22 protein-coding genes are annotated in these 22,693 nt (G+C 71.2%); 5 read left to right on the top strand and 17 right to left on the bottom strand.

The genetic code is table 11. The annotated features are described in order from the left end of the window. Positions 1–94 precede the first annotated feature (94 nt). The 17 genes from ACH4YP_RS34695 to ACH4YP_RS34615 all read right to left on the bottom strand — a co-directional run bounded on the left by ACH4YP_RS34695 (position 95) and on the right by ACH4YP_RS34615 (position 15,082). Positions 95–1,153: an MBL fold metallo-hydrolase gene (locus ACH4YP_RS34695; RefSeq protein ID WP_398494815.1), complete on the bottom strand. Its 1,059-nt coding sequence runs from the start codon at positions 1,151–1,153 to the stop codon at positions 95–97. Continuing rightward, positions 1,150–2,700 (bottom strand): class I adenylate-forming enzyme family protein, encoded by a 1,551-nt coding sequence (locus tag ACH4YP_RS34690; RefSeq protein WP_398494813.1) that lies wholly within the window; start codon positions 2,698–2,700, stop codon positions 1,150–1,152. Before ACH4YP_RS34690 ends, ACH4YP_RS34695 begins: the two co-directional genes overlap by 4 nt. Before the next feature lie 125 nt (positions 2,701–2,825). After that, a complete protein-coding gene (locus tag ACH4YP_RS34685; RefSeq protein ID WP_361066857.1) occupies positions 2,826–3,146 on the bottom strand; it encodes an EthD family reductase in 321 nt (106 codons plus the stop codon). 46 nt (positions 3,147–3,192) lie between these two features. Continuing rightward, positions 3,193–3,597, bottom strand: coding sequence for a hypothetical protein (locus ACH4YP_RS34680; RefSeq protein ID WP_361066860.1), 405 nt, complete (start codon positions 3,595–3,597; stop codon positions 3,193–3,195). Continuing rightward, positions 3,594–3,944, bottom strand: coding sequence for a nuclear transport factor 2 family protein (locus tag ACH4YP_RS34675; protein WP_361066862.1), 351 nt, complete (start codon positions 3,942–3,944; stop codon positions 3,594–3,596). Before ACH4YP_RS34675 ends, ACH4YP_RS34680 begins: the two co-directional genes overlap by 4 nt. Positions 3,945–4,077: 133 nt before the next feature. Continuing rightward, positions 4,078–4,704, bottom strand: a complete 627-nt coding sequence (locus ACH4YP_RS34670) for a TetR/AcrR family transcriptional regulator (protein ID WP_361066864.1) — start codon at positions 4,702–4,704, stop codon at positions 4,078–4,080. Between the two features lie 133 nt (positions 4,705–4,837). Further along, positions 4,838–5,626, bottom strand: coding sequence for an enoyl-CoA hydratase-related protein (locus tag ACH4YP_RS34665; RefSeq protein WP_398494811.1), 789 nt, complete (start codon positions 5,624–5,626; stop codon positions 4,838–4,840). Then, complete coding sequence (locus tag ACH4YP_RS34660; RefSeq protein ID WP_398494809.1) at positions 5,623–6,405, bottom strand: SDR family NAD(P)-dependent oxidoreductase; 783 nt, start codon at positions 6,403–6,405, stop codon at positions 5,623–5,625. Before ACH4YP_RS34660 ends, ACH4YP_RS34665 begins: the two co-directional genes overlap by 4 nt. Continuing rightward, positions 6,402–7,178, bottom strand: a complete 777-nt coding sequence (locus ACH4YP_RS34655) for an SDR family oxidoreductase (RefSeq protein WP_361066873.1) — start codon at positions 7,176–7,178, stop codon at positions 6,402–6,404. The genes ACH4YP_RS34660 and ACH4YP_RS34655 overlap by 4 nt, the downstream gene beginning before the upstream one ends. Continuing rightward, on the bottom strand, positions 7,175–8,389 hold the full coding sequence (locus tag ACH4YP_RS34650) for an acyl-CoA dehydrogenase family protein (protein ID WP_361066876.1): 1,215 nt from the start codon (positions 8,387–8,389) through the stop codon (positions 7,175–7,177). Before ACH4YP_RS34650 ends, ACH4YP_RS34655 begins: the two co-directional genes overlap by 4 nt. A gap of 12 nt (positions 8,390–8,401) precedes the next feature. Further along, complete coding sequence (locus tag ACH4YP_RS34645; RefSeq protein WP_398494807.1) at positions 8,402–9,373, bottom strand: phosphotransferase family protein; 972 nt, start codon at positions 9,371–9,373, stop codon at positions 8,402–8,404. Then, positions 9,370–10,581, bottom strand: a complete 1,212-nt coding sequence (locus tag ACH4YP_RS34640) for an acyl-CoA dehydrogenase family protein (protein WP_398494806.1) — start codon at positions 10,579–10,581, stop codon at positions 9,370–9,372. Before ACH4YP_RS34640 ends, ACH4YP_RS34645 begins: the two co-directional genes overlap by 4 nt. A gap of 31 nt (positions 10,582–10,612) precedes the next feature. Next, the gene (locus ACH4YP_RS34635; protein WP_398494804.1) at positions 10,613–11,761 is read right to left on the bottom strand and encodes a thiolase family protein; all 1,149 of its coding nucleotides are present in this window, start codon (positions 11,759–11,761) and stop codon (positions 10,613–10,615) included. Beyond that, on the bottom strand, positions 11,758–12,108 hold the full coding sequence (locus tag ACH4YP_RS34630) for a Zn-ribbon domain-containing OB-fold protein (protein WP_398494803.1): 351 nt from the start codon (positions 12,106–12,108) through the stop codon (positions 11,758–11,760). The genes ACH4YP_RS34635 and ACH4YP_RS34630 overlap by 4 nt, the downstream gene beginning before the upstream one ends. A 5-nt stretch (positions 12,109–12,113) precedes the next feature. Beyond that, positions 12,114–12,902 carry an enoyl-CoA hydratase/isomerase family protein gene (locus tag ACH4YP_RS34625; RefSeq protein WP_361066891.1) on the bottom strand — a complete coding sequence of 263 codons (789 nt, stop codon included), beginning with the start codon at positions 12,900–12,902 and terminating at the stop codon, positions 12,114–12,116. Positions 12,903–12,981: 79 nt separating this feature from the next. Then, entirely contained in the window at positions 12,982–14,133 is a 1,152-nt protein-coding gene (locus ACH4YP_RS34620) for an acyl-CoA dehydrogenase family protein (RefSeq protein ID WP_398494801.1), read from the bottom strand. Positions 14,134–14,281: 148 nt separating this feature from the next. Continuing rightward, positions 14,282–15,082 (bottom strand): SDR family NAD(P)-dependent oxidoreductase, encoded by an 801-nt coding sequence (locus tag ACH4YP_RS34615; protein WP_398494799.1) that lies wholly within the window; start codon positions 15,080–15,082, stop codon positions 14,282–14,284. Positions 15,083–15,157: 75 nt separating this feature from the next. Between ACH4YP_RS34615 and ACH4YP_RS34610 the strand changes: the two genes are divergently transcribed. The 5 genes from ACH4YP_RS34610 (at position 15,158) to ACH4YP_RS34590 (ending at position 22,644) form a co-directional block, all read left to right on the top strand. Further along, the gene (locus tag ACH4YP_RS34610; protein WP_398494910.1) at positions 15,158–16,273 is read left to right on the top strand and encodes an NAD(P)-dependent alcohol dehydrogenase; all 1,116 of its coding nucleotides are present in this window, start codon (positions 15,158–15,160) and stop codon (positions 16,271–16,273) included. A 127-nt stretch (positions 16,274–16,400) separates the two neighbouring features. Next, positions 16,401–17,735: an FAD-dependent oxidoreductase gene (locus tag ACH4YP_RS34605; RefSeq protein WP_398494797.1), complete on the top strand. Its 1,335-nt coding sequence runs from the start codon at positions 16,401–16,403 to the stop codon at positions 17,733–17,735. Between the two features lie 238 nt (positions 17,736–17,973). Continuing rightward, positions 17,974–18,843, top strand: a complete 870-nt coding sequence (locus ACH4YP_RS34600) for a branched-chain amino acid ABC transporter permease (protein WP_398494795.1) — start codon at positions 17,974–17,976, stop codon at positions 18,841–18,843. A gap of 12 nt (positions 18,844–18,855) precedes the next feature. Then, positions 18,856–21,360, top strand: coding sequence for an ATP-binding cassette domain-containing protein (locus tag ACH4YP_RS34595; RefSeq protein ID WP_398494793.1), 2,505 nt, complete (start codon positions 18,856–18,858; stop codon positions 21,358–21,360). A 75-nt stretch (positions 21,361–21,435) separates the two neighbouring features. Further along, positions 21,436–22,644, top strand: coding sequence for an ABC transporter substrate-binding protein (locus ACH4YP_RS34590; RefSeq protein WP_398494791.1), 1,209 nt, complete (start codon positions 21,436–21,438; stop codon positions 22,642–22,644). The last annotated feature ends 49 nt before the right edge of the window (positions 22,645–22,693 follow it).

Below are 22,693 nucleotides of genomic sequence, written 5' to 3'. Positions count from 1 at the left end.
GATGGTCACGGTCACCGACCTTGGCATCCAACGGGGACGGGCACATCCTGTGATGTCTCAGGGTGCTGGTGCGGCCTGTTCGAGGAGGGGCCCGCTAGGCAGTGGCGGGAGCGGCGGCGTACAGGTCGACGCCGTCCTCCTGTGTGCGGTGCGCGCGGCCGTCGGCCACCAGGACGTCCAGATGTGCCGCGGTCTCGCTGACGGCGAGCATCTGGTTGAACGGGCTGAGGTCGGCGAAGGCCACCTTGCGTCGGGTCCAGCCCAACTCCCCAGCCACGGCATGGGCGTTGAGCGTACGGTCGCCGAGGACCGTGAGTGTCTCGGCGAGCCGGTCTTCGTGGTGGGCCAGCAGCTCGCCGACGCGTGCGTGGACGCTGTCGCCGACCGGGCCGTGTGCGGGCAGCAGTTGAGTGTCGGCGAGCGTGGTCATCAGCCGCAGCGAGTCGAGGTAGTCGCCCAACGGCAGTGTGCCGCCGCCGAGTTCGAAGCCGATGGAGGGGGTGATGTGCGGCAGCACATGGTCCCCGGAGAACAGCAGGCCCCGGGCCCGGTCGAGGTAGACGACGTGGCCGCGGGTGTGGCCGGGCGTGGGTACGACGGTCAACCTGACGTCCCCGAACCGGAGTTCCTCGCTCTCCAGCCAGCGGTCCGGCGCCTCCCACACGCTCGGGTCGAAACCGCCGTGGTCCATCGCGGCGATGCGCTCGGCGAGTTCGTGGGCGCCGGCCCGGCGCAGCGTCCCGAGTGAGCCGACCGGCTGGTCCGTACGCAGTTCGCCGAGCAGTTCCAGGCCGCGACGCTCACCGGAGCCCAGGTAGACCCGGGAGCCGAGCAGTCTGCGCAGTTCGACGGCCTGGGTGTAGTGGTCGCGGTGGATGTGGGTGACCAGGACGTGACTGATCGCGCCGAGGTCGTGGCCGAGCCCGCCCAGCGCGTCCTCAAGTGCCTTGCGGGACTCGGGGATCGACCAGCCCCCGTCGATCAGGACCACCCCTTCCGTCAGCCCTTCGAGGGCGTAGACGTTGACGGCCCGCAGTCCGTCGTCCGGCAGCGGCAGCGGGATGCGGTGGACGCCGGGGCGTACGGTCTCGGCTCCCGCTTCCGCCCACCTGCCGCGGTCGAAGCGGGTGACGCGGGTCGTGGGGGAGGTCATGCGTCTCCTTGAGGAGGGAGTTGTCGTTCCTGTTCCGGGGCCGGTTCGGCGGAGAGCCGTGCGTGCAGTTCGCGTGCGAGTTCGCGGGCTCCCGACCGGTCCAGCTTGCCGACGGTCGTCTGCGGCAACTCGCCCACGGTGAAGGCAAATTCGGGCCACTTGGCCTTGGACAGGCCGGTGCGGGCGAGGTGTGCGGTGATCTCGTCGAGGCCGAGGGCGTCGCCGCTGTCCTCGGGCACGACGAGGACAGCGGCGCGCTCGCCGAGCAGCGGGTCCGGTACGGGTGTCACGCAGACGCGGGCCACCGAGGGGTGCCCGGCGACGGCGCGCTCGATCTCGGTGATGTCCAGGTTGCGGCCGCCGCGGATGATGACGTCCTTCTCGCGGCCCATGATGGTGACCGTTCCGTCGTCGCCGGTCATGAGCAGGTCGCCGGTGGGGAAGAAGCCGTCCGGGGTGAGGGTGGGCGGCTCGACCTTGCCGTCGCGGGCGTAGCCGAGGAAGAGGGAGGGGCCGCGGACCTCGGCCCGGCCCGTCCGGCCGGGTCCCAGGACCGTTCCGTCCGGGGCGACCGCACGCAGCTGGGTGCCGAGGAAGGGGCGGCCGTCGCGGTCCAGGCGGAGCTCCTCGGGATCCTCGGGTCGCGGCGAGGTGTGCCCGAGGCACTCGGACATGCCGAAGACCCTGAGGATCCTCGTGCCGAGGGAGCGTTCGGCGCGGGCGAGCGCGCCGCGGTCCATGGGGCCGCCGCCGACGGTGATCGAGCGGACCCCTTCGAGGACGCGCGATCCGGCCGCCGCCGAGCCCATCTGGAGGGCCATGGTCGGCACGCACATGGTCCACCGGACGTCGTGGGCCGCCATCCGCGCTAGCGCCTCCTCGCGGTCCCATCGTCCGCTCAGGACGAGCGGTCCGCCGAGCATGAGCGCCATACAGACGCCGAAGCAGTACGCGGCGGTGGAGGAGAGGGGGACGACGGCGGCCACGGCGTCACCGTCGCGCAGCCCGTTGATGTCGGCGGTGCTGGAGCAGGCGTACCGCAGTGCGCTCTCGGACTGGACGACGCCCTTGGGCCGTCCGGTGGAGCCGGACGTGAGGCCGATGAGGGTGCCGCCGGACCAGCGGGAGACATCGCGCGGGCCGCGGCCGGCGAGGACCGTCCAGCCGTCCAGGGCCTCGGCATGCCGCGCGCCCGGCATGCCTTCCCGGCCGTGCCACTCCTGGAGCGCGGCCGGCTCGGCGATCACGACGTCGGGGCGGATGTCCTCCAGCGCGGCGGCGAACTCGGCCCGGGTCGTATGCCGGTTGACCAGGGCCAGTACACCGCCGGTCATCCCCACGGCGAGGGTCGCCGTGACCGTGCGCCAGGTGTTGTCGGCCTGGAGGAGGACCGTGCCGCCGGGTGTTCCGTCAGGTGTCATGGTGTCGGCCAGGTCGGCCGCGCGCGCCAGGAGTTCGCGTGCGGTGTGCGGCCCGACGTCGTCGACGACGGCCGTGAAGTCGGCCTCCTCGGCCCGCTCCTGGAAAGCTCGTACTGTCTGTCGCATCCGCTTCCTCGCCTCGTCGCGCGAAGGGTGATGATGTTCGTCCCCGCCGGCCGGCCCGCCCACCGACGCGCTCGGCCCGCCGGACCCGCTGAGCCCGCTCGGCCCACAAGATCCGCTCAGCCCGCTCAGCCCGCGAGCATGTCCTTCTCGCCGCCCATGACCGCGATCCGGCGGCCCTTCATGTCGCCGACCTGGGCCACGGCCGCCGCCCATTCGGGGCTGTCGAGGGCCTTCCGCAGGTCCTCCGCGGTGTCGAAGCCCAGGATGGAGACGCCGTCCCAGCCCTCGGAGCGCGGTTCGAGGGCCGTGTCGATCTCGGTGTGCCGCCAGGACCTGAGTCCGGGCAGGGTGCGGGTCAGTTCGGCGTGGTCGCCGCGCCACCAGTCGATGAACCGCTCATGGGTCCAGTCGGACGGCCGGGCGGCCAGCAGCACGAGGTTGTACATCGTCTCTCCTCACACCTCTCGGACTTCTCGGGCTTCCGGGGGCTCGTCAGGTGAACAGCACGGAGGGCGAGCGCCCGATGATCAGCCGCCGTACCCGGCCCGTGTCGGTCAGGCGCGCGGAGGCCACGAAGGTCGCCTCCAGCTCGCCGTGGCGCCGCACCTCGCCCAGGAACAGCTCGTCCTGGCCGACGGTGCTCGCGGAGAGCAGGTGGTGGGTGCGGACGCCCACCTCGCGCTGGGCGAGGTAGCCCTCCATCTCGGCCCGGCCGCCGTGAAAGTCGGTCGCACCGTCGCCGCCGGTGGAGAAGAGGATGGCGAACGAGAAGTCGTCGCTGATCAGGTCGAGGATCCGGTCGGCGTCCTCGCCGTCCAGGATCGCGAACCAGGTGGTCAGGAACGAGGCGCCGAGCTGCGAGGCGGCGGGCCGGGAATCGCGGGACTGAGTCGTCATGGCCGGTCCACCAGGTCGAAGTCGGTGGTGAAGAAGGACTGGTAGCGCGCCATCAGCCCGGCGGGCGAGATCTGCGCGGCGGAGAGGAAGGCGCCGGTGGCCACGCCCTTCTCGACCACGAAGCCGTACACCGTCTCGACGTCGCCGTCGACCGAGCTCCGCACGATCTCGTGGGTACGGTCCACCGCGGCACGCCCGGCGATGTAGCCGGCGAAGTCCTCGCGGGACTCCCCGGTCCGCTGCCCGCCGGGAAGCGCGATGAGAAAGCGGAAGTCGGGCTCCAGGAGTTCCAGGGCCTTGTCGGGATCCTGGCCGTCCATGGCGGCCATGTATGCGCGAAGCACCATGCTGATCGTTCTCCTCAGCGTTTCCTGTCAGCGTTCCTGCGTCCTAAAACAACCTGAGTTCACTTCAGTTTGAATGTAAGGCGGGTGTCCCGCCCCCGGCAAGAGGCGGGACGTGGCCGGGGGGCCCGGACCGCTATTCGGCGACCATGCGCACCACGCATCCTTCGATCATGTCGCTGATCTCCGGGAGCGGGATGGCTCCGCTCGGGCGGTACCAGCGCCAGACGCTCACGATCATTCCGAGAACGGCGAGCCCGAGAGTGTGCGCGTCCCGGACCGGGAAGGCTCCCTTGGACATGCCGCGCATCAGCAGGCTCGTCCAGTCCCGCTCGACCATCTGCACCAGCTGGCGGGCCGCTACGCGCTCGGTCTCCTCGCGCTTGGACTTCCGCGGGGTCGCGAGCAGGGACATGTTGGCCTGGAGGATGCGCATCTGGCGGATCTCCTGCTCAGTGACCGCGAAGGCGGTACGGACCCCGGCGCGCAGCTCCTCGACCGGCTCCGACTTCCCGGCCGTGGCCTCGACGAACATGTCGTGGGAGCGCTGCAGCTCCAAGCGCATGATGGTCAGCAGGCAGTGCGCCTTGGACTCGAAGTAGTGGTACAGGGCGGTCTGCCCGATACCCACCCGGTCGGCGACCTCGGACCACTTCGTGTTCTCGTAGCCGTCCTCCCCGAACCGTTCCACGGCCGCCACGAGGATCGCCGTCCGCTTGGACCTGGGCCCCTCGTCCGGATCCACGATCCGCGCGCTCACCATCGTCTCTCCCTCTTCTCTCCACGACCGGCTCCGATCACCGCTCGGGTGTCCGAGAGTAGACCCAAGTTCAAGTCGGTTACGAATGGAAGGACGGTGACGAAGGGAAGAGCGGCTCCCGGCCCGACCCCGGTGTTCACGGGACCGGGGCGTGCGTGAAGTCGGGCCGGCGCTTGGCGAGGAACGCGGCCACGCCTTCCCGTCCCTCGGCGGAGACCGCGGCGGCGGCCAGTTGCCGGGCCTCCGCGTCGAGGTGTTCGCCGAGCCCCGTCGACAACGACCCGGCGACCAGCCGCCGGGTCGCCCCGTACGCCCCCGTGGCCCCGCGCGCCAGCGCGCTCGCGGCCTCGGCGGCCTCCTCGTACAGCCGCTCCGGCTCGACGATTCTGCTCACCAGTCCCATCTCCAGGGCCTCGGCGGCCGGGATCCTGCGGTTGGTCAGCAGCAGGTCCATCGCCCGTCTCGGTCCGACGAGCCGGGGCAGCGACCAGCTGACCCCGGCGTCCGGCGAGTACCCGATCCCGGTGTACGCGGCGGTGAAGCCGGCGTCCGAGGCCGCGAGGCACAGGTCGGCCGCCGCGGCGAGCCCAAGGCCGGCCCCCGCCGCACTCCCCTGCACGGCCGTCACGAGAGGCGCGTCGAGACCGGCGAGGATCCGCAGCGCTCCGTGCAGCGCGTCGGTGACCTCGGTGAGATGCGCGACCAGCCGCTCTTCGGAGAGGGCCGCGAACTCCTTGAGGTCGCCTCCGACACAGAAGTGCCGCCCCTGCCCGGTGAGCAGCACCGCCCGCGCTCCGGCCCGCTCGCACTCCCGCGCGGCGTCCAGCAGCCCCCCGGCCATCGCCAGGTCGATCGCGTTGCCGTCCCCGCGGCGCATCTCGACGCGCGCCATGCCGTCACCGTCGACCTCGACCGTCACCCTCATCGCGCCGTCCACCCGCCGTCCACGGTGAGCACCTGCCCGGTGCAGTACGAGGACGCGTCCGAGGCCAGGTACAGCAACGCCCCGTCCAGTTCGCCCTGTTCGCCGCCCCGGCCGAGCATCGTGCCGCGCTCGACCCATCGCCGGGACCGCTCGTCCGCGAACAGCTCATGGGTCATCTCGGTGCGGAACCAGCCGGGGGCCAGGGCGTTGACGCGGATCCCCGACTGCCCCCACTGACCGGCCAGTTCACGGGTCAGCCCGAGGAGTCCGGCCTTGGAGGCGGCGTACGCCGCACCGCCCATCGGGGCACCGGAGACCAGCCCGAGGACGGAAGAGACGTTCACGATGGATCTCGTACGGCCGGAGGTCGGCGCCTCGGCCAGCAGCCGGGCGAGGTGGAAGGCGGCCACGAGGTTCACGGCCAGTACGTCCGCGAAGTCGTCGGGGCTCTCGTCCTGGGCCCGTACCGCTCCGGGCGCCCCCGCGTTGTTGACGAGGATGTCGAAGCGTCCGCCGGCCGCGAGCACGGTCTCGGCCAGTCGCACGCGGTCCGCCTCCCGGGAGACGTCGCAGACGACGGGGTGGATGCGCGGATCGTCGTCGGCCAGTTCCTTCAGCCGGTCGGGTCTGCGGGCCGCGGCGAACACCGTGGCGCCGGCGGCGGCCAGGACGGTCGCGAACCGGGCCCCGAGCCCTGAGGAGGCACCGGTGACTACGGCCGTCCGGCCGTGCAGCGAGAACAGGTCCGTGTCGCGGTTCGTCGGGGAGGCCGTCGTCATGCGTCCACCCCGATCGGCAGCACGGTCGCTCCGCCGTCCAGGACCAGCGTCTGGCCGGTCATCCACGCCGACGCGTCGGAGGCGAGGAACACCGCCGCGTTCGCCACGTCCTCGACCGTGCCCAGCCTGCGCAGCGGCAGCTTCGCGGTGAGGATCGGCTCCCTCGGCTCCCAGACGGCCCGCGCCAGCTCGGTCTTGATCAGGCCGGGCGCGATCGCGTTCACCCGCGCCCGCGGGCCGAGTTCGTACGCGAGCTGCCGTGTCATGTGCAGCATCGCCGCCTTCGTGGCGTTGTACCAGCCGATGTGCGGATCGACGATCAGCCCGCCGACGGAGGCGATGTTGACGACCGCTCCCCCGTGCTCCGCCATCCACGCCCGCCAGGCGCACCGGGTCCAGGCGATCATGCCGTACTGGTTGACCCGTACGGTCTTCTCCGCGCGCGGCAGGTCGAGGTCGAGCAGGTCTCCCATGTACGGGTTGGTGGCCGCGTTGTTGACCAGGATGTCGAGACGGCCGAGCCGCGCCATGGTCTCCTCGGCACAGCGCTCGGCGTCGTCCGGTTCCCCGGCGTTGGCGACCACCTCGTGGATCTCGCCGTCGCCCTTGACCCGGAGCAACTCCTCGCGTGCGACGGCGAGTCCGTCCGGTTTGCGGGCGGCGATCACCACATGGGCGCCCGCCTCCCGGTACGCCTTGGCGATGCCCAGGCCGATGCCCCGGGAACCGCCGGTGATCACGGCGACGCGGCCGTTCAGTGCGTGTCCGCTCATGCCGACTCCTCGCGGTACTTGGTCAGTTCACGGCGTGCCACGGTCCGCAGATGCACCTCGTCGGGCCCGTCGGCGATCTTCAGCGCCCGGGTGATGGCGAACAGCCGCGCCAGTACGGTGTCGTCGCTGACCCCGGCGGCCCCGTGCGCCTGGACCGCCCGGTCGACCACCCGGTGGGCGACCTCCAGCGCGGCCACCTTGATGGCGGCGACCTCGGTGCGGGCGGCCGCGTTGCCGGAAGTGTCCATGAGCCAGGCGGACTTGAGGACCAGCAGCCGCAGCTGCTCGATCTCGATCCGGCTGCGGGCGATCCACTCGCGGACGACCCCCTGTTCGGCGAGGGCACCGCCGAAGGCCGTACGGGTCAGGGTCCGGCGGCACATCAACTCCAGCGCCCGCTCGGCGAATCCGACGGCGCGCATGGCGTAGTGCATGCGACCCGGCCCCAACCTCCCCTGGGCCAGGGCGAATCCCTCTCCCTCACCGCCCAACAGGGCGGACACAGGCACCCGTACGTCCTCGAAGAGGACGTCCCCGTGGCCGCAGCGGTCGGTGTAGCCGAACATCGGCAGATCGCGCAGGAGAGTGATGCCGGGGGTGTCTCGCGGGATGAGCAGCATGCTCTGCTGCCGGTACGTGGGTGCGTCCGGGTCGGTCACCCCCATCAGGATGATCAGCCGGCAGTCCGGATCGAGGATCCCGGAGGTGTACCACTTGTGGCCGTTGACGACGTACTCGTCGCCGTCGCGGGTGATCCGGGTACGGATGTTGCGTGCGTCGGAGCTGGCGACCTCCGGCTCGGTCATCGCGAAGCACGACCGGATCTCGGCCGTGAGCAACGGCCTCAGCCAGCGCTCCTGTTGCTCCGGTGTGCCGAACAGGGAGAGCAGTTCCATGTTGCCGGTGTCCGGGGCCGAGCAGTTGAACACCTCGGGGCCGATGACCGACCGACCTGCCAGCTCGGCGAGCGGCGCGTATTCGAGGTTCGTCAGGCCGGCACCCCGGTCGCCGTGTGCGAGGAAGAGGTTCCACAGCCCCTCGGCGCGTGCCTTCTCCTTCAACTCACGCATGACCGGCGGCAGTTCGTGCGGATTGCCCGCCTGGGCCAGTTGCCGGTCGTACACGGGCTCGGCGGGAAGGACGTACTCGTCCATGAACGCGGCCATGCGCGAGCGGAGTTCGTCGGTCCTCGGGGAGAGTCCGAAATCCATGGTGGTGCTCCTTCAAGACCGTTGCGCGAGGATGTCGAGCGCCCTGCGGATCATCGCCGCGATGGTCGGCGGCAACCGCTCCTGGTCGGGGTCGTGGTGCTTGCCCTCGCGGTGTCTGCGCAGGTTGTGGCCCATGATCGCGGCCATCTTGGTGCGGGCCAGGGCACGGAACCACGCGAGGTCGGGGAGTTCGGTGCGGCCGTCCGTGTAGGCGGCGAGCAGCTCCTCCTCGGTGGGCAGGCCTGGTACCGGGCGCCCCAGCTGAGGGAAGTTCCGGTGGTCTGCGAAGAGGAGGAACCAGCCGAGGTCGATGCGGGGGTCTCCGATGCCCCAGATCTCCCAGTCGACGACGGCCGCGGGCCGCTCGCCGCGGCACAGGACGTTGCCGAGCCTGAAGTCGCCATGGGTCAGGGTGGGTGGCATGCCGTCCGGGACCATCGAGGCGAGGCGGCTCAGCAACTCCTCCGCACCCGGCCGGAGGTTCTCCGGCACGGCCCGCATGGTGCGTCCCCATCGCGCCAACTCGCCTGCCGGATCGAGGAGTTCCGAGGTGACCCCGGTCTTCGTACCGTGCAGATCCCTCAGTACTCCGGCCAGGGCCAGCATCCGTGTCCGGCACAGGCCCGGATCGAGCCGGTGCTCGTCCAGGACCGGCTCGACCGCCTCGCCGTCCACGAAATCCATGGCGAACCAGGCCGGTTCACGCTCGTCCACGGCCACCACCTCGGGCACGGGGACCTGCGATCCGGTGAGGGCACGCAGCACCTCGGCCTGGCGGAGCACGTCGTTGCGCCCGACGGGCTGCTGCCCAGGCGGCACCGCCTTCACGACGTACGAGTCCGATCCCGCCGCCATCGAGTAGGTGAGCCCCGAGTGGCCGCCGGGCAGGGTGCGCAACTCCCCGAAGGGCACGCCCGGATGCCGGGCGGCAAGCTGCTCGCGCACCCGTCCGGCCAGTGCCGTCACGTCGGTCGCGGTACTCAACTCACCGCCCCTTTCGGCTCTTTGGGCAGTCCCAGCACCCGCTCGGCCAGGATCGTGCGCTGGATCTCGTCGCTGCCGCCGGCGATGCGGTATCCGGGTGCGCCGAGCAGATGCTCGGTCCAGGCGAACGTGCCCCACTCCCCCGTGTCGGCCGCCAGCCGCGGTCCGAGCAACTGCTGTACGAGGTCGGTGGTGGCCCGCATGGTCGCGGTGGCGTGGAGCTTGCCGACGGAGGCCTCCGCGCCCGGTTCACGGCCGGCGGCCACGGCTGCCGTGACGCGCAGTCCGATGAGGCGCTGAACGAGGGTGCGGACGTACAGGTCCGCCGCCTGCTGCCGTTCACCGCCGGTAAGCGGGCGGGGCAGTCGGCGGGCGAGGTGGAGGGCACGGTCGGCGTTGTCCAGCCCGAGGCCTCCGGAGTCCAGCCGCTCGGCCGCGAGCACGGTGAGCGTCACCCGCCAGCCCTGCCCGACCGGGCCGAGCCGGTCGGCGTCCGGTACGAACACGTCGTCGAGATAGACCTCGTTGAAGCTGGAGCCGCCGGTCATCTGCCGGATGGGCCGCACGGTCACACCGGGCGCGTCCATCCGGACCAGGAAGACCGTGATGCCCGCGTGCTTGGGCACGTCCGGGTCGGTGCGGCAGACGGCGACGCCCCAGGTGGCCACGCGGGCGCCGGACGTCCAGACCTTGTGGCCGCGCAGCAGCCAGCCGTCCCCTTCGCGTACCGCTCGCGTGCGGACGGCGGCGAGGTCGGAACCGGCCTCGGTCTCGGAGAAGAGCTGGCAGGCGAGTTCGTCCGTGCGGAGCATGGGGCGCAGCCAGCGAGCCTTCTGCTCGTCGGTGCCCCAGACGCGGATAGCGGGGGCAACGAGTTGCTGGGTGACCGGGAACACCTCGGTGCGCCGGGGCACGTCGAAGGCGGCCTCCTCGGTCCGGTACAACTGCTCGTAGTACGAGGGCAGTTCGCGGCCTCCGTACTCCGGCGGCCAGTCGAGCGCGCCCCAGCCCCGGTCGTACCGGGTGCGCTCCCAGTCCCGTATCCGGTCGGTGTGGGCGCGTTCCTCGGTCTCGGTCCAGTTCTCGAAGACGGCCACCGAGTCGTCGCCGCTGCCCCACTCCTGGCGCGCGGCGCGTGCCTGCGCCGCGCCGGCCAGCCAGCGCCGGGCCTCGGCACGGAACTCCTCGGGTTCGGGGATCTCGCTCATGGTCCTCCCTTCGGCGAATCAGGTGCCGGGATCAACGGGTCAGCACGGTGCAGGCGCTGACGCCCGGCGCCCCGTAGACGTGTGTGAAGCCGGTCGACGGCTCGCCAGGCACCTGCCGTTCGCCCGCCCTGCCGCGCAACTGCTGGACGATCTCGTGGACCTGGCGGAGTCCCGAGGCTCCGATGGGCTCGCCGTTGGCGATACAGCCGCCGTCGGTGTTGACCGGCAGCGCCCCGCCGATCGCGGTGGCGCCGGAGGGGATCAGCCGTTCCTGCTCGCCGTGTTCGCAGAACCCGCACTCGGCCATGTGCATCACCTCGGCACCGCTCTCGGTGTCCTGGAGCTGGCACACGTCGATGTCGCCCGGGCCCAGCCCGGCCTCCTCGAAGGCCAGTCGGGCGGCGTCCGCGCTCACGCTGGTCGGCGTCCCGGGCGGCGCCCAGGGGCTGAACACCTCGAAGGAGCCGAACCGCCGGGTCCGTACGACCGCCGCCCGCAGTGCGACCGGGGTGCCGTCCAGTTCGTCGGCGACCGCGCGGCTGCACAGGATCAGGGCGACCGCGCCCTGTCCTGGCGAGCAGAACATGAACCGGGTCAGCGGGTCGTTGACCATGCCGGACGCGAGGATCTCGGCCGCGTCGATCGGCTTGCGGCGCCACGCGTGGGGGTTGAGGACCCCGTTCGCGTACGCCTTCTCGGCGACCAGTGCGAGAGTGCGGGCGCTGATGCCGTGGTCGTGCATGTACCGCTGGATCTTCATGGCGAAGAACTGGGTGGTGACCATGAGTCCGTCGCGTCCGTAGGCCTCGTCGAGCCCCCAGTCGGCGGGCCGCGGGTCGAAGGCGCCGCGCGGGTGTTTGTCGAAGCCGACGGCGAGGGCGACGTCCGCCGCCCCGGAGCGGATCGCGCCCACGGCCGACACCAGGGCGCTGCCGCCGGTGGCGCAGCCGTTGCGGACGTTGATGAACGGCACGCCGGTCAGGCCGAGTTCGCTGACGAGTGTGTCGGCGTTGCCTGCCGCGTCGCTGCCGCCGAAGGCCGCCCGCACCCGGGACCAGGGCAGTCCGGCGTCGGCCAGTGCGGATCGGACGGCCCGCACGGCGAGCTGCCTGCCGTCATCCTCCGTACGGGCGAAGGAGGTGATTCCGGCGCCGCAGACCAGCACCTCTTCGGCGCTCATGCGGTGACTCCCACGGCCCTCGGCACGCCGTCGCCCGCCGAAAGGCTCAGCGGCATGCCGATCTCCACGTCCTCGGGCCGGATGTCCAGCACGGCCAACACCCGGACGCCCTCCGGGAGTTCGACATATCCCACGGCGAACGGCTGGAATCCGGCGGCGGGTTGGGCGTACGGCGGCGACTTGGGCGCGTACCGCTGGACGGTCCACGTCCACAGCGTGCCCGTACCGGAGAGAGCGACCTGCTCGGCCGGTCCCCCGCAGCGCGGACACGACGGGTCGGCGGGGTAGACGGCCACCGCGCAGCCGGCGCACCGGGAGCCGCGCAGCCGGCTCCCGGGGTCCGTCATGGTGCTCAGCGTCCCTTCCACTGCGGTTCCCGCTTCTCCAGGAAGGCCGCCACACCCTCCGCCGCGTCCTCGGAGTTGAGCATCACGCCGACCGCGAGGTGCTCCATGACCATCAGCGACTGGATGTCGGCGTCGAGGCTGCGGTCGATGGTCATCTTGGTGATCCACATGGTGAACGGGCTCTTGTCGGCCAGCTGGTCGGAGAACTCCTCGACCGTGGCGTCCAGCTTGTCCGCCGGCGCCGAGGAATTGATGAGGCCGAACTCCGCGGCCTCGACACCGGTGAGCAGCTTGCCGGTGAGCATCAGCTCCTTGGTCTTGCGGACGCCGATCATGCGCGGCACCCGGTAGATGGGTCCGGCCCCGCCGAACAGCGCGCGGCGGATGTGGAAGTCGCCGATCAGGGCGTCGTCCGCGGCGATCGCGAAGTCGCAGGAGATCATCAACTCGAAGCCGCCGGCGGTGACATGGCCTTCGAGGACGGCGATCGACGGCGTCTTCATCGAGTAGAGCCGGTCGCAGACCTTCGCCGACAGCACGGCGACGTCGATGGCGGTGGAGCTGCCGATGAAGTCGGCCTTGAGGCTGTCCAGGTCGAACCCGGAGCAGAAGGTGTTGCCCCGCCCGCGCAGCACCAGCACGCGCAGCTCGGGGTCGGCGTCGACCTCGGTGATGATCTCGTCTAGCCGGTTGAGGATCGGCACGGTCACGCAGTTCTTCTTGTGCGGCCGGTTCAGCCAGACCCGCGCGACGTGACCGTCCCGCTCGAACTGGATCTCGTCTTCGACTGCCATGAGTTCCTCCAAACTGAACTGAATTCAGTACGATTCTGCGGGCAGTAGATGCCCCTGTCAATGGATCGGGAACCGTCGCTCAGCCCGAACCGCCGGTGAGGCCGAGCAGCCCCGCCAACCGCAGGCGGTGGTCGTCGGCCGTACCGAACAGCGCCTCGTCGGCCCGCGCGCGGCGGACGTACAGGTGGGCCGGGTGTTCCCAGGTGAAGCCGATACCGCCGTGGAGCTGCACGTATTCGGTCGTGGCGAGGCGGTACGCGCCGGTGCACGCCACCGCCGCGGCGCTCGCGGCCACCGGCAGGTCCGGGGTCCACTCCGCCAGACAGGAGCTCGCGTACGCCGATGCCGACCGCGCCCCTTCCACTTCGACCAGCAGATCGGCCAGTCGGTGCTTGACCGCCTGGAACGAGCCGATGGCACGGCCGAATTGAGTTCGTTGCGAGACGTACTCCAAGATGGCGTCCAGGGCATGCGCGCTGCCGCCGACGTGCTCGGCGGCGAGCGCCACCCGCCCGGCGTCCAGGACGGCGTCCACGATTCCGGGCGCCTGTCCGGGTTCGCCGACCGGTTCGGCCGGCGTTCCCCGGAAGCGGACGAGCGCCTGGCGGCGGGTGGGATCGAGGACGCGCCGGGCCGTGCGATCGCAGGTCGAGCCGTGTGTCCCGTGCGGCGGCGCCGGTTCACAGACGAACAGCCGCTCCCCGTCCGGCGCCCGGGCCACCACCAGCAGCAGATCGGCGCCCTCGCCGTCGGGCACGAAGTCGGCCTCCCCGCGCAGCACCCAGCCGTCGGGCCCGCGCTCGGCCGTCACGTCGGCGGCCTGCACGAACCCGGCGACCGTGGCCGTGACCGCGCCGGAGGCGATCCCGGGCAGCCAGCGCTCACAGGCCCGCCGATCACCGCTGCCCAGCAGGGCGTGCCCCGCGAGCACGACGGTCGACAGCAGCGGCGCCGGACACAGCACGCGCCCGACCTCCTCCAGAGCCACGGCGAGTTCGGCGAAGGTGTAGCCCCCACCTCCGTACTCCTCCGGCAGAGCAAGCCCATGCACCCCGATCTCACCGGAGAGCCGCGCCCATAGCACCTGGTCGTATCCACGCGGGCTCTCCACCTGCTTGCGCACTTCCTCGGAACCACAGGTCTCGGCGAGCAAGTCCCGCAGAACCGCCCGCAGTTGACGCCGCTCCTCGGTCTCCAGCAACACCGCCGGATCCACATCGAGCCGGTTCACACCAGGCCTCCCTAGATCGAACAACTCCGGTTCCATGGGCGCCTCGTCAGGGGCGCGAGGCTGTGACATCGGGCGACTCCGCCGCGTGGGCGCGACCAGCCACGACCAACCCGCGGCGATCACGCGATCCACAACCCCCACGGGCGCCTCACACCGTGAACCGCCCCCCGTTGGCGAGCAGCACGGCCCCGACGAGATTGACCGCCTCGTCGCTCGCCAGGAACAACGCGACATCGGCGATCTCGTCCGCAGTCGCGTACGGCCGGACCCGAGGATCGGCCAGGTCCTGCCGCAACGCGGCAGGCGTCCGCGCCGCCATCCCCGTATCGGTGGGCCCCGGCGCCACCGTGTTGACGCGGACGCCGAACGCGATCGCCTCCTTGGCGACGGCCTGGCTCAACGCGTGCGCACCGGCCTTCGAGGCCGCGTAGTGCGGATAACCGACCGGGGCGTCGAAGGCCGAGGAGGAGCCAATGGTGACGATGGCCCCGGACCGGTGGGGCGCCATGACCCGCAGCGCGGCGCGCAGCACATGGAAGGTGCCGTCCAGGTTGACCCGCATGACACGCCGCCACGCGGCACCGTCGAGCCGGGTGACGACCTCGGGCGACCGTTGTTCGAGCAGCGCCTCGGCGATCCACTCCTTCGCTTGCGGGTCGTCGACTCCGGCCGCGTGCACCACGACATCCAGGCGCCCGCGTTCCCGTACGACCTCTTCGATCGCGCGGTCGACCTGGTCGGCGTCGGAGACGTCCATCTCCACCGGACGCGCACCGGACAGTTCCTTGGCGACCGCCTCGGCCGCGGAGCCGTCGACGTCCGCGGCGAAGACCGCGGCACCCTGCGCCGCGAGTCGCCGGGCGACCGCCGCGCCGATGCCGGAGCCGGCTCCGGTGACCAGCGCGGCTCTGCCTGTGAAACGTCCGTGTGGCATGTCTTCGTCGTTCATGGGATCCACTCGCCTCCGCCCACTTATTGAACTGACTTCATTTTTGCTACCGTTTCGCACATGTCAACAGGCAGGATGAGAGCAGTCCGGATGACGCACTGGGGCGGCCCACCGGTGCTGACCGACTTAGCACGGCCGACACCCAGGGCAGATGAGGTCCTGATCCGGGTCGAGGCAGCGGGAGTCTGCCGCTCCGACCTCCACGTCCTGGACGCCCGGCCCGGCGTCCTGCCGTACCGAACTCCGTTCACTCTCGGGCACGAGGTCGCCGGGCGCGTGGCCGAGCGTGGCCCCGGGGCCACCGGTCCGGCGGTGGGCGAGCGCGTGGTCGTCTACGGCCCCTGGGGCTGCGGCCGGTGCAGCCGCTGCGCGGCCGGCGCTGAGAACTACTGCGACCGCCGTACGGAACTCGACGCGGCCCGGACCGGTACGGGAGTGGGGCTCGGGCGCGACGGCGGCATGGCCGACCTCCTGCTCGTACCGTCCGGGCGGCTGCTGGTTCCGGTGGGCGATCTGCCCGCCTCGCAGGCCGCGCCTCTGTCGGACGCCGGGCTCACCGCGTACCACGCCGTGGCCGGGATCCGGCCGACGCTGTCGCTCGACGGCGACGGCGACGGCGGTGGCGGTGGCGGTGGCGGTGGCGGTGGCGGTGGCGGTGCGAGCGTGGCTGTCATCGGAGTCGGCGGGCTCGGGCATCTGGCGGTCCAGATCCTGCGGGCCACGACGTCGGCGCAGGTCCTCGCCGTGGACGTACGCGAGGAAGCGCTGTCGCTGGCCGACGCCTGCGGCGCGCACTTCGGCACGCTGCTGAGGCCCGACACCGCGGCGGTGCTCCGGCGTCGGGCCGGCGGGGTCGGCGGGGTCGGCGTGGACGCCGTGCTCGACTTCGTCGGCAGCCACTCCAGCCTGGAGCTCGGGGTCGGCGCCCTGCGGGCGGGCGGCGAGCTGGCCGTCGTCGGGAGTGGCGGCGGGGAACTCGCCGTGCGCAAGCCCGGCGCACTGCCTCCCGGGGTACGGATCTCGCTGCCCTTCTGGGGGACGCGGCCGGAGCTCGAAGAGATCGTCGCCCTGGCACGCAAGGGCGCGGTGAGGGTGGAGACGGAGGAGTTCGCCCTGTCGAGCGCGCCGGAGGCGATCGACAGACTGCGCTCCGGCCGCACGCGGGGGCGTACGGTACTCGTCCCCGACTGATCCGGACCGCCTCGCCCGGCCGAAAGCAGTCCTGCCGAAGCTGGTACCGACACACCTCTCGACTACAGAAGTGAGTTCAATTAGGGTTCAGGTCACTCAATGACACGACAAGGCGGTGGGACCCGCTATGGGTGTTGGAACAGTGGATCTGCTGGTGGTGGGCGGCGGAATGGCCGGGCTCTCGGCCGCCGCCCGGGTGGCCGCGGAAGGCGGCTCCGTGGTTCTCGTGGAGAAGGCGGAGCGCCCCGGCGGCTCCGCGCGCTTCGCCGGCTTCGTATGGACGACCCCCACCTTCGACGAATTGCGTCGCGTCAACCCGGACGGCGACGCGGAACTCGCCGCGGCCCTGGTGGACGGGTTCGCCGACGCGGTGGCCTGGATCCGGTCGCTCGGCGTGGACTGCCGGCCGCCGGTGCCCGTCCTCGGCTTCGGCCGGGGGCATCAACTCGACACGAACCACTACCTCGACACGTGCGAGCGGTTGATCCGCGACCGGGGCGGCGAGGTACTGACCGCCACCTCGACACGCACCCTGCTGACGGAGAACGGCGCGGTCACGGGCGCGGAGTGCGTGCTGCCGGACGGGTCGCTCCGCAGGATCGAGGCCGCCTGGACCCTGCTCGCGACCGGCGGATTCCAGGGAGATCCGGGCCTGCGCACGGAACACGTACACCCCCAGGCCGCGGACATCGAGCTGCGGGCCAACCCGCACAGCCGGGGCGACGGGCTGTCGCTCGGTCTCGCGGCGGGCGCCGCCTTCGGCAAGAAGGACGCCGGTTTCTACGGGCATCTGATGCCCGCGGGCGTCTCCCTCGACGACCCCGCCCGATTCGTGGACCTCGCCCTCTACTACAGCGAGCACGCCCTGCTCTTCGACATCACGGGCGAACGGTTCGTCGACGAGACCGTAGGGGACCATCTGACCACCATGGCGCTGCTGGAAAGACCGCAGGCCCGTGGACTGCTGGTGGCCGACGCGCGCGTGCACCGCGAATGGATCTCCGCCTCGTACGTGGAGGGCATCCCCGGCGTGGACAAGTTCCAGCTCTGCCATCGGGCGGGCGCCCGCAGCGCGGTCGCCGACAGCCTGGAGGAGTTCGCCTGGATGCCCGAGGAGTGGGGCTACCCGGGCGCCAGGATCCGTGACCGGGTCGAGGAGTACAACGCCACCGTCGGCGGGGGCGGCGAGCCGGCCCCCGGGCGACTGCTCGACCGGCAACCGCTCGACGAGCCGCCCTTCTACGTGATCGAGGCCGCGCCCGCGATCACGTTCACCTTCGGCGGTCTGCTGATCGACGCCGAGGCCCGCGCCCTGTCGGCGGACGGCCGGCACCCCGTGCCCGGCCTGCTCGTGGCCGGTGCGGACGCGGGCGGGCTCTACCGGCGTGCCTACGCGGGCGGCCTCGCCCCCGCGCTCGTGTTCGGCCTGGCGGCGGCACGGACCGCGCTGCGCCAGGGCTAGGGCTTGCCTGCCTGTCCTGCCCTGTCTGCCTGTCCGGCGGATCTTGCCGGACAGGCACCAGACCACCCGCACTCCGACAAATCCCGTGCACGAGTCTTGCCCGCCCGGCACCGGAGTGCCTAGCTTACTGAATTGAGTTCACTTTACTAAAGCGGCGAGTGGCGCGAACACGGCTTTCGAGCACGTGGCGCGAACACGCCGCCCGCGCTTCTCGAAGCTCTTCGAAGAAGGAGGGACCGTGAGTCAGTTTCTGCTGGTCCTGGTCAGCGGCGTGGCCAGCGGAGCCGTGTACGGCCTCATGGGACTCGGCCTCGTCATCATCTATCGGGCCACGGACGTCGTGAACTTCGCGATGGCGTCCCTGGCGACCCTGGGCCTGTACGTCGCGATCTCGCTCCGGGACCAGGGGGTGGCGACGGTGCTCGGCATCGTCGCGGCCGTCACCATCACCGTCGTGGCGGGCCTGTTGGTGCGCGAGACCGTGATCAGGCCCCTGGGCCAGGGGCAGTTGTTCTCCGCGCTGGTCGTCACGATGGGCGTGTCCCTGGTGGTCGAGAACATCGCGAGCTCGGTCTGGGGCGACGAGCCGAAGTCGTTCCCCAACCTGGTCAACGGCACGGTGAGTTGGTCGGGCGCGGCACTGCCGGTCCAGAGCCTGGTGACGATCGCCGTCGCCGCGGTGGCGATGGCGGTCGTGGGCTACCTCTTCGCCCGCACCACGCTCGGCTCCGCGATGCGCGCGGTGGCCGAGAACGCGGAAACCGCGCGCGTCGTCGGGCTCGGGGCCCAGCGCCTCGCCCGGATCGCCTGGGCACTCGGCCTCGGCCTCGCCGCACTCGCCGCGTGTCTGTACGCACCGAGGTCGGGGCTGGTACCGACCGCCCTCGTCGCACCCCTGTTCCGCGCCTTCGCCGGGATCTTCCTCGGCGGCCTGACGAGCATGTACGGCGCTGTCGTCGGCGGGCTCACGGTCGGTGTGCTGGACAACCTCGCGGCGAACTACGCCTCCGCCAGCCTCCGGGACACCTTCGTCTTCTCGTTCACTGTTCTCGTGCTGCTGATCCGCCCCCAGGGCATCTTCGGCACCCGCACCTTCCAACGGGTCTGAGGGGTCGTATCCATGGTCTTCAACCGTTCCCTCCTCGCGAAGGCCGCACTCGGGCCGGCCGCCGGCGCGGTGCTCATGGCCTTCATGGCGTCCGGCGCGATCCCGGCCTACCAGATGTACTCGGTGGCGCTCGCCGCCGTGTACACGATCGTGGTGCTGTCGGTCGGTCTGCTGGCCGGCTGGTCCGGCATCTGGTCGGTGGGTCACCCGGCGTTCTTCGCCATCGGCGCCTACTTCGCCGCGTACGGCAGCGGTCACGGCTGGTCACTGGAGGCCGTGATCCTCGGCGCGGTCACGACCGGCGCCGTCCTCGGGGCCTTCCTGGGCTTCGCGGGTGCCAGGTTCTCGACGCTCTACATCGCCCTGCTGACCCTCGCCTTCACCATGGTGGCACTGGAGGTGATCAACCGCTGGAGCAGTGTGACCGGCGGTGACCAGGGGATACCGGTGATCCAGCTGGACAGCGCGCTCGGGTTGGGCACCCTGGCCGGCGGCGGCGTCGAGCCCCAGTACCTCGCGGTGGGAGCGGCCGCCGTGGTGCTCGCGATCGCCGTGCCGGCCGCCGCCTCGGGGCTGCGGATGCGGCTGGTGGCGGCCAAGTCGCATCCTCTGGCGGCCCGTACGATCGGCATCGCGCCCGAGGCCCAGTCCTCGCTGGCGTTCGCGGCGAGCGCCGCGGCCACGAGCTTCGCGGGTGTGCTGCTCGGGCTGATCACCGGATTCGTCAGCCCGGATCCCTTCTCGCTCAACTTCGGCATCTCGCTGATCGCGGCGTGTGTGCTCGGCGGCGTGGGGACGATCGTCGGCGCGGTCGCCGGCGGGATCTATCTGACCTGGAACCCTTCGCTGTCGTCCGCCGTCGGACTGCCCCAGCCGGTCGTGCAGGGCATCGTCCTGGTCGGGGTGCTCCTCTTCCTTCCCGGCGGGGTGGTGCCGTTCCTCGCCAGGCCCGCACGGACCCTGCTCCGGAAGCTGCGGCCGACTCCGCCTCCCGCGTCGGCGCGACCCGCACCGGAGACCGTGAGCGGACTCCAGCCGATGCGACCCACCCGGGCGGACGCGCCGGTCCTGCTCCGGGTGGAGCATCTGTCGGTCGCGTACGGCGGGCTCAAGGCGCTGGAGGACGCCTCCCTGTCGCTGCGGGAGGACGAGGTCCTGGCCGTCATCGGTCCCAACGGGGCTGGAAAGACAACCCTGTTGAACGCCCTTTCGGGGCTCACCGGGAGCGGCCGGGTCAGCGGGACCGCCGACTTCGCCGGTACGCAGCTGTTCAAGGCCAGGTCGACCGCGCGACGGCGGCTCGGCATGGGCCGTACGTTCCAACACGCGGAGGTGTTCTCCGAACTGACCGTAGCCGAGAACGTGTTGTGCACCCGGCGCCGGATCAGGCCCCGGGACCGGGTGGCCGCGGCTGAGCTGCTTGAGGCGGTCGGTCTCGCCGACGTGGCGGACCGCCGGCCCGGTGAGCTGCCGTTCGGCCTGCAGAAGCGTCTCGACCTCGCCCGCGCGATCGCCGAGGAACCGAAACTGCTGGTCCTCGACGAGCCGTTCGGCGGCCTCGACGCGGGGGAACGGGCGCTGCTGGCCCAGCACATCAGGCGTCTGCACGAGAGCGGCACCTCCGTCCTGATCATCGACCACGTCCTCGACGACCTGTTCTCCGTGGCCCACCGGGTGCTCGCGTTCGACTTCGGGCGCACGATCGGCGAAGGCACGCCGGACACGGTGCTCGACGATCCGGCGGTGCGGTCGTCGTATCTCGGCACGGTCGGCGGCCGGGCCCAGTTGCCCGAACGGACCGGCGAGCAGCGCAGCGTGATCCGGCTCGACGGGATCGGCCACACCTACGGCGGCGTGGTCGCCCTGCGCGACATCGACCTCGATGTGAGTGAGGGGGTCGTGCTGGGCATCGCCGGAGCCAACGGCGCGGGCAAGAGCACCCTCGCCGGGATCCTGCACGGCTCGCTGAAACCCTCCCGGGGCGACCGGCGGACCGGCGGAACCGTGCGTACCAGCCTGGCTCCCGAAGGGCGGGCCCTGTTCAAGACGCTCTCCCTCAAGGAGAACCTCGAAGTCGCGGCGTACGCGGCGGGCATCACGGGTGCGCCGCTGCGCGAGCGTCTTGAGGAGACCACCCTGTGGCTGCCGCCGCGGCTGCGGGACCGGATGTCGGTGTCCGCCGCCGGGCTGTCCGGTGGCGAGCAGCAGATGCTGGCCATCGCCCGGGCCCTGATCGTGCGGCCGGACGTGCTGATCGTCGACGAACCGGCGCTCGGTCTGGCTCCCGCGCTGGTCGACGAGGTCTACGACCGGCTGGTCCGGCTGGCCCACGACGGACTGACGGTCGTACTGCTGGAGCAACTGCTCAGCCGTGCCATGTCCGTGTGCCATGAGGTGGTCGTGCTGCACGAGGGCGTCATCGCCGCCCAGGGACGGCCCGGCGATCCGTCGTTCGCGACCCTCGCGGAGGCGGCGTACTTCAGCGGCGAGCGGCAGACTGCCGCAACCACCGCCTGATCAGGCGCAGTTCGCCGTCACGGCGGCCTGCGCCCACTGAACCGAATTGAACTCAGGTTGCAAACGAGGTGGATCGTGTTCCGGAGAACCCATGGATTTCGCCGTATCGCGGGGACCGTCGCCACACTGGCCGCAGTCACCCTGACCGCCAACGCCTGCGCGGGCCAGGACTCCGCGGGAGCCGGCGGTAATTCCTCAGAGATCACCATCGGTGCGTGGATGCCCCTCACCGGAGCCGTCGCCGCATATGGAGTGCCGCAGAAGGCGGGCGCCGACGCGTACTTCAAGATGCTCAACGCCAAGGGCGGGATCAACGGCCGCAAGGTCCGCTGGATCGTCAAGGACAACGCCTTCGACCCGCAGCAGACCGTGCAGATCGCACGCCAGCTCGTCGGCCAGGACAAGGTCGCGGCCATCGTCAACGCGAACGGCACCGCCCAGGCCGAGGCCGCCTTCCCGTTCGTCCTCCAGCAGTCCAAGGTGCCGATCGTCAACGAGGGCGGCGGCTCGGAGTCCTGGTACGACCCGCCGCGCCCCGGTCTGTTCGGCACCCAGACGCTGTACGAGGACCAGGCCGCGGCGGTCGCCGCCTGGGCGGCGAAGGACGGGGCGAAGAAGATCCTCGTCGTGCACAGCGACCCGGCCGCGTTCGTCAATGTCGCCAAGCAGGTGGAGCCCGTCGCGAAGAAGGTGAACCCCGCGGTCGAGGTGGACCGGCTGACGGTCAAGTTCCAGACGACCGACTACACGCCCGTGATCAGCAAGGTGAAGGCGAAGAAGCCGCAGGCGGTCATCCTGATCCTCACCTCCCCCGAGGCCGCGGCGTTCGTGAAGGAGGCGAAGCTCCAGGGGCTCTCCCTGCCCACGTACGCCTACGCGCCCGTCGCCGCCGAGTCCACGATCTCCCTGGCCAAGGACGCGGCCGAGGGGCTCAAGGCCGTGCAACTGGTCAAGGCGCCCTCCGACCCCGATCCCGCGGTGAAGGAGTTCCGGACCGCGATGGCCAAGTACGAGCCCGACGAGACTGCCGGATTCCTCGCGCTGTGGGGCTGGAGCAACGCGAAGGTGTTCGCGGAGATCGCGAAGACCATCAAGGGGCCCGTCACGTCCGACGCCATCGACAAGGCGTACCAGAAGGCGACGAAGGTGGATCCGGGCGTGTCGCCGGTCATGAGCTTCAGCCCGTCCAACCATCTCGGCACCCGCAGCGTGCAGCGCGTCGTCGTGAAGAACGGGGTCTGGACGTCCGAGGGCGACTTCTACACGCCGCCGAAGCGCGACTGACGCCCACCCGAGGCACCACACACGCGCGGCCGCGGTGACAGCGGCCGTG

Source organism: Streptomyces sp. NPDC020747 (assembly GCF_044334695.1).
Lineage (GTDB): Bacteria > Actinomycetota > Actinomycetes > Streptomycetales > Streptomycetaceae > Streptomyces.
The sequence above is the reverse complement of the archived record's forward strand: the minus strand, read 5'-3'. Positions and strand labels throughout refer to the sequence as shown.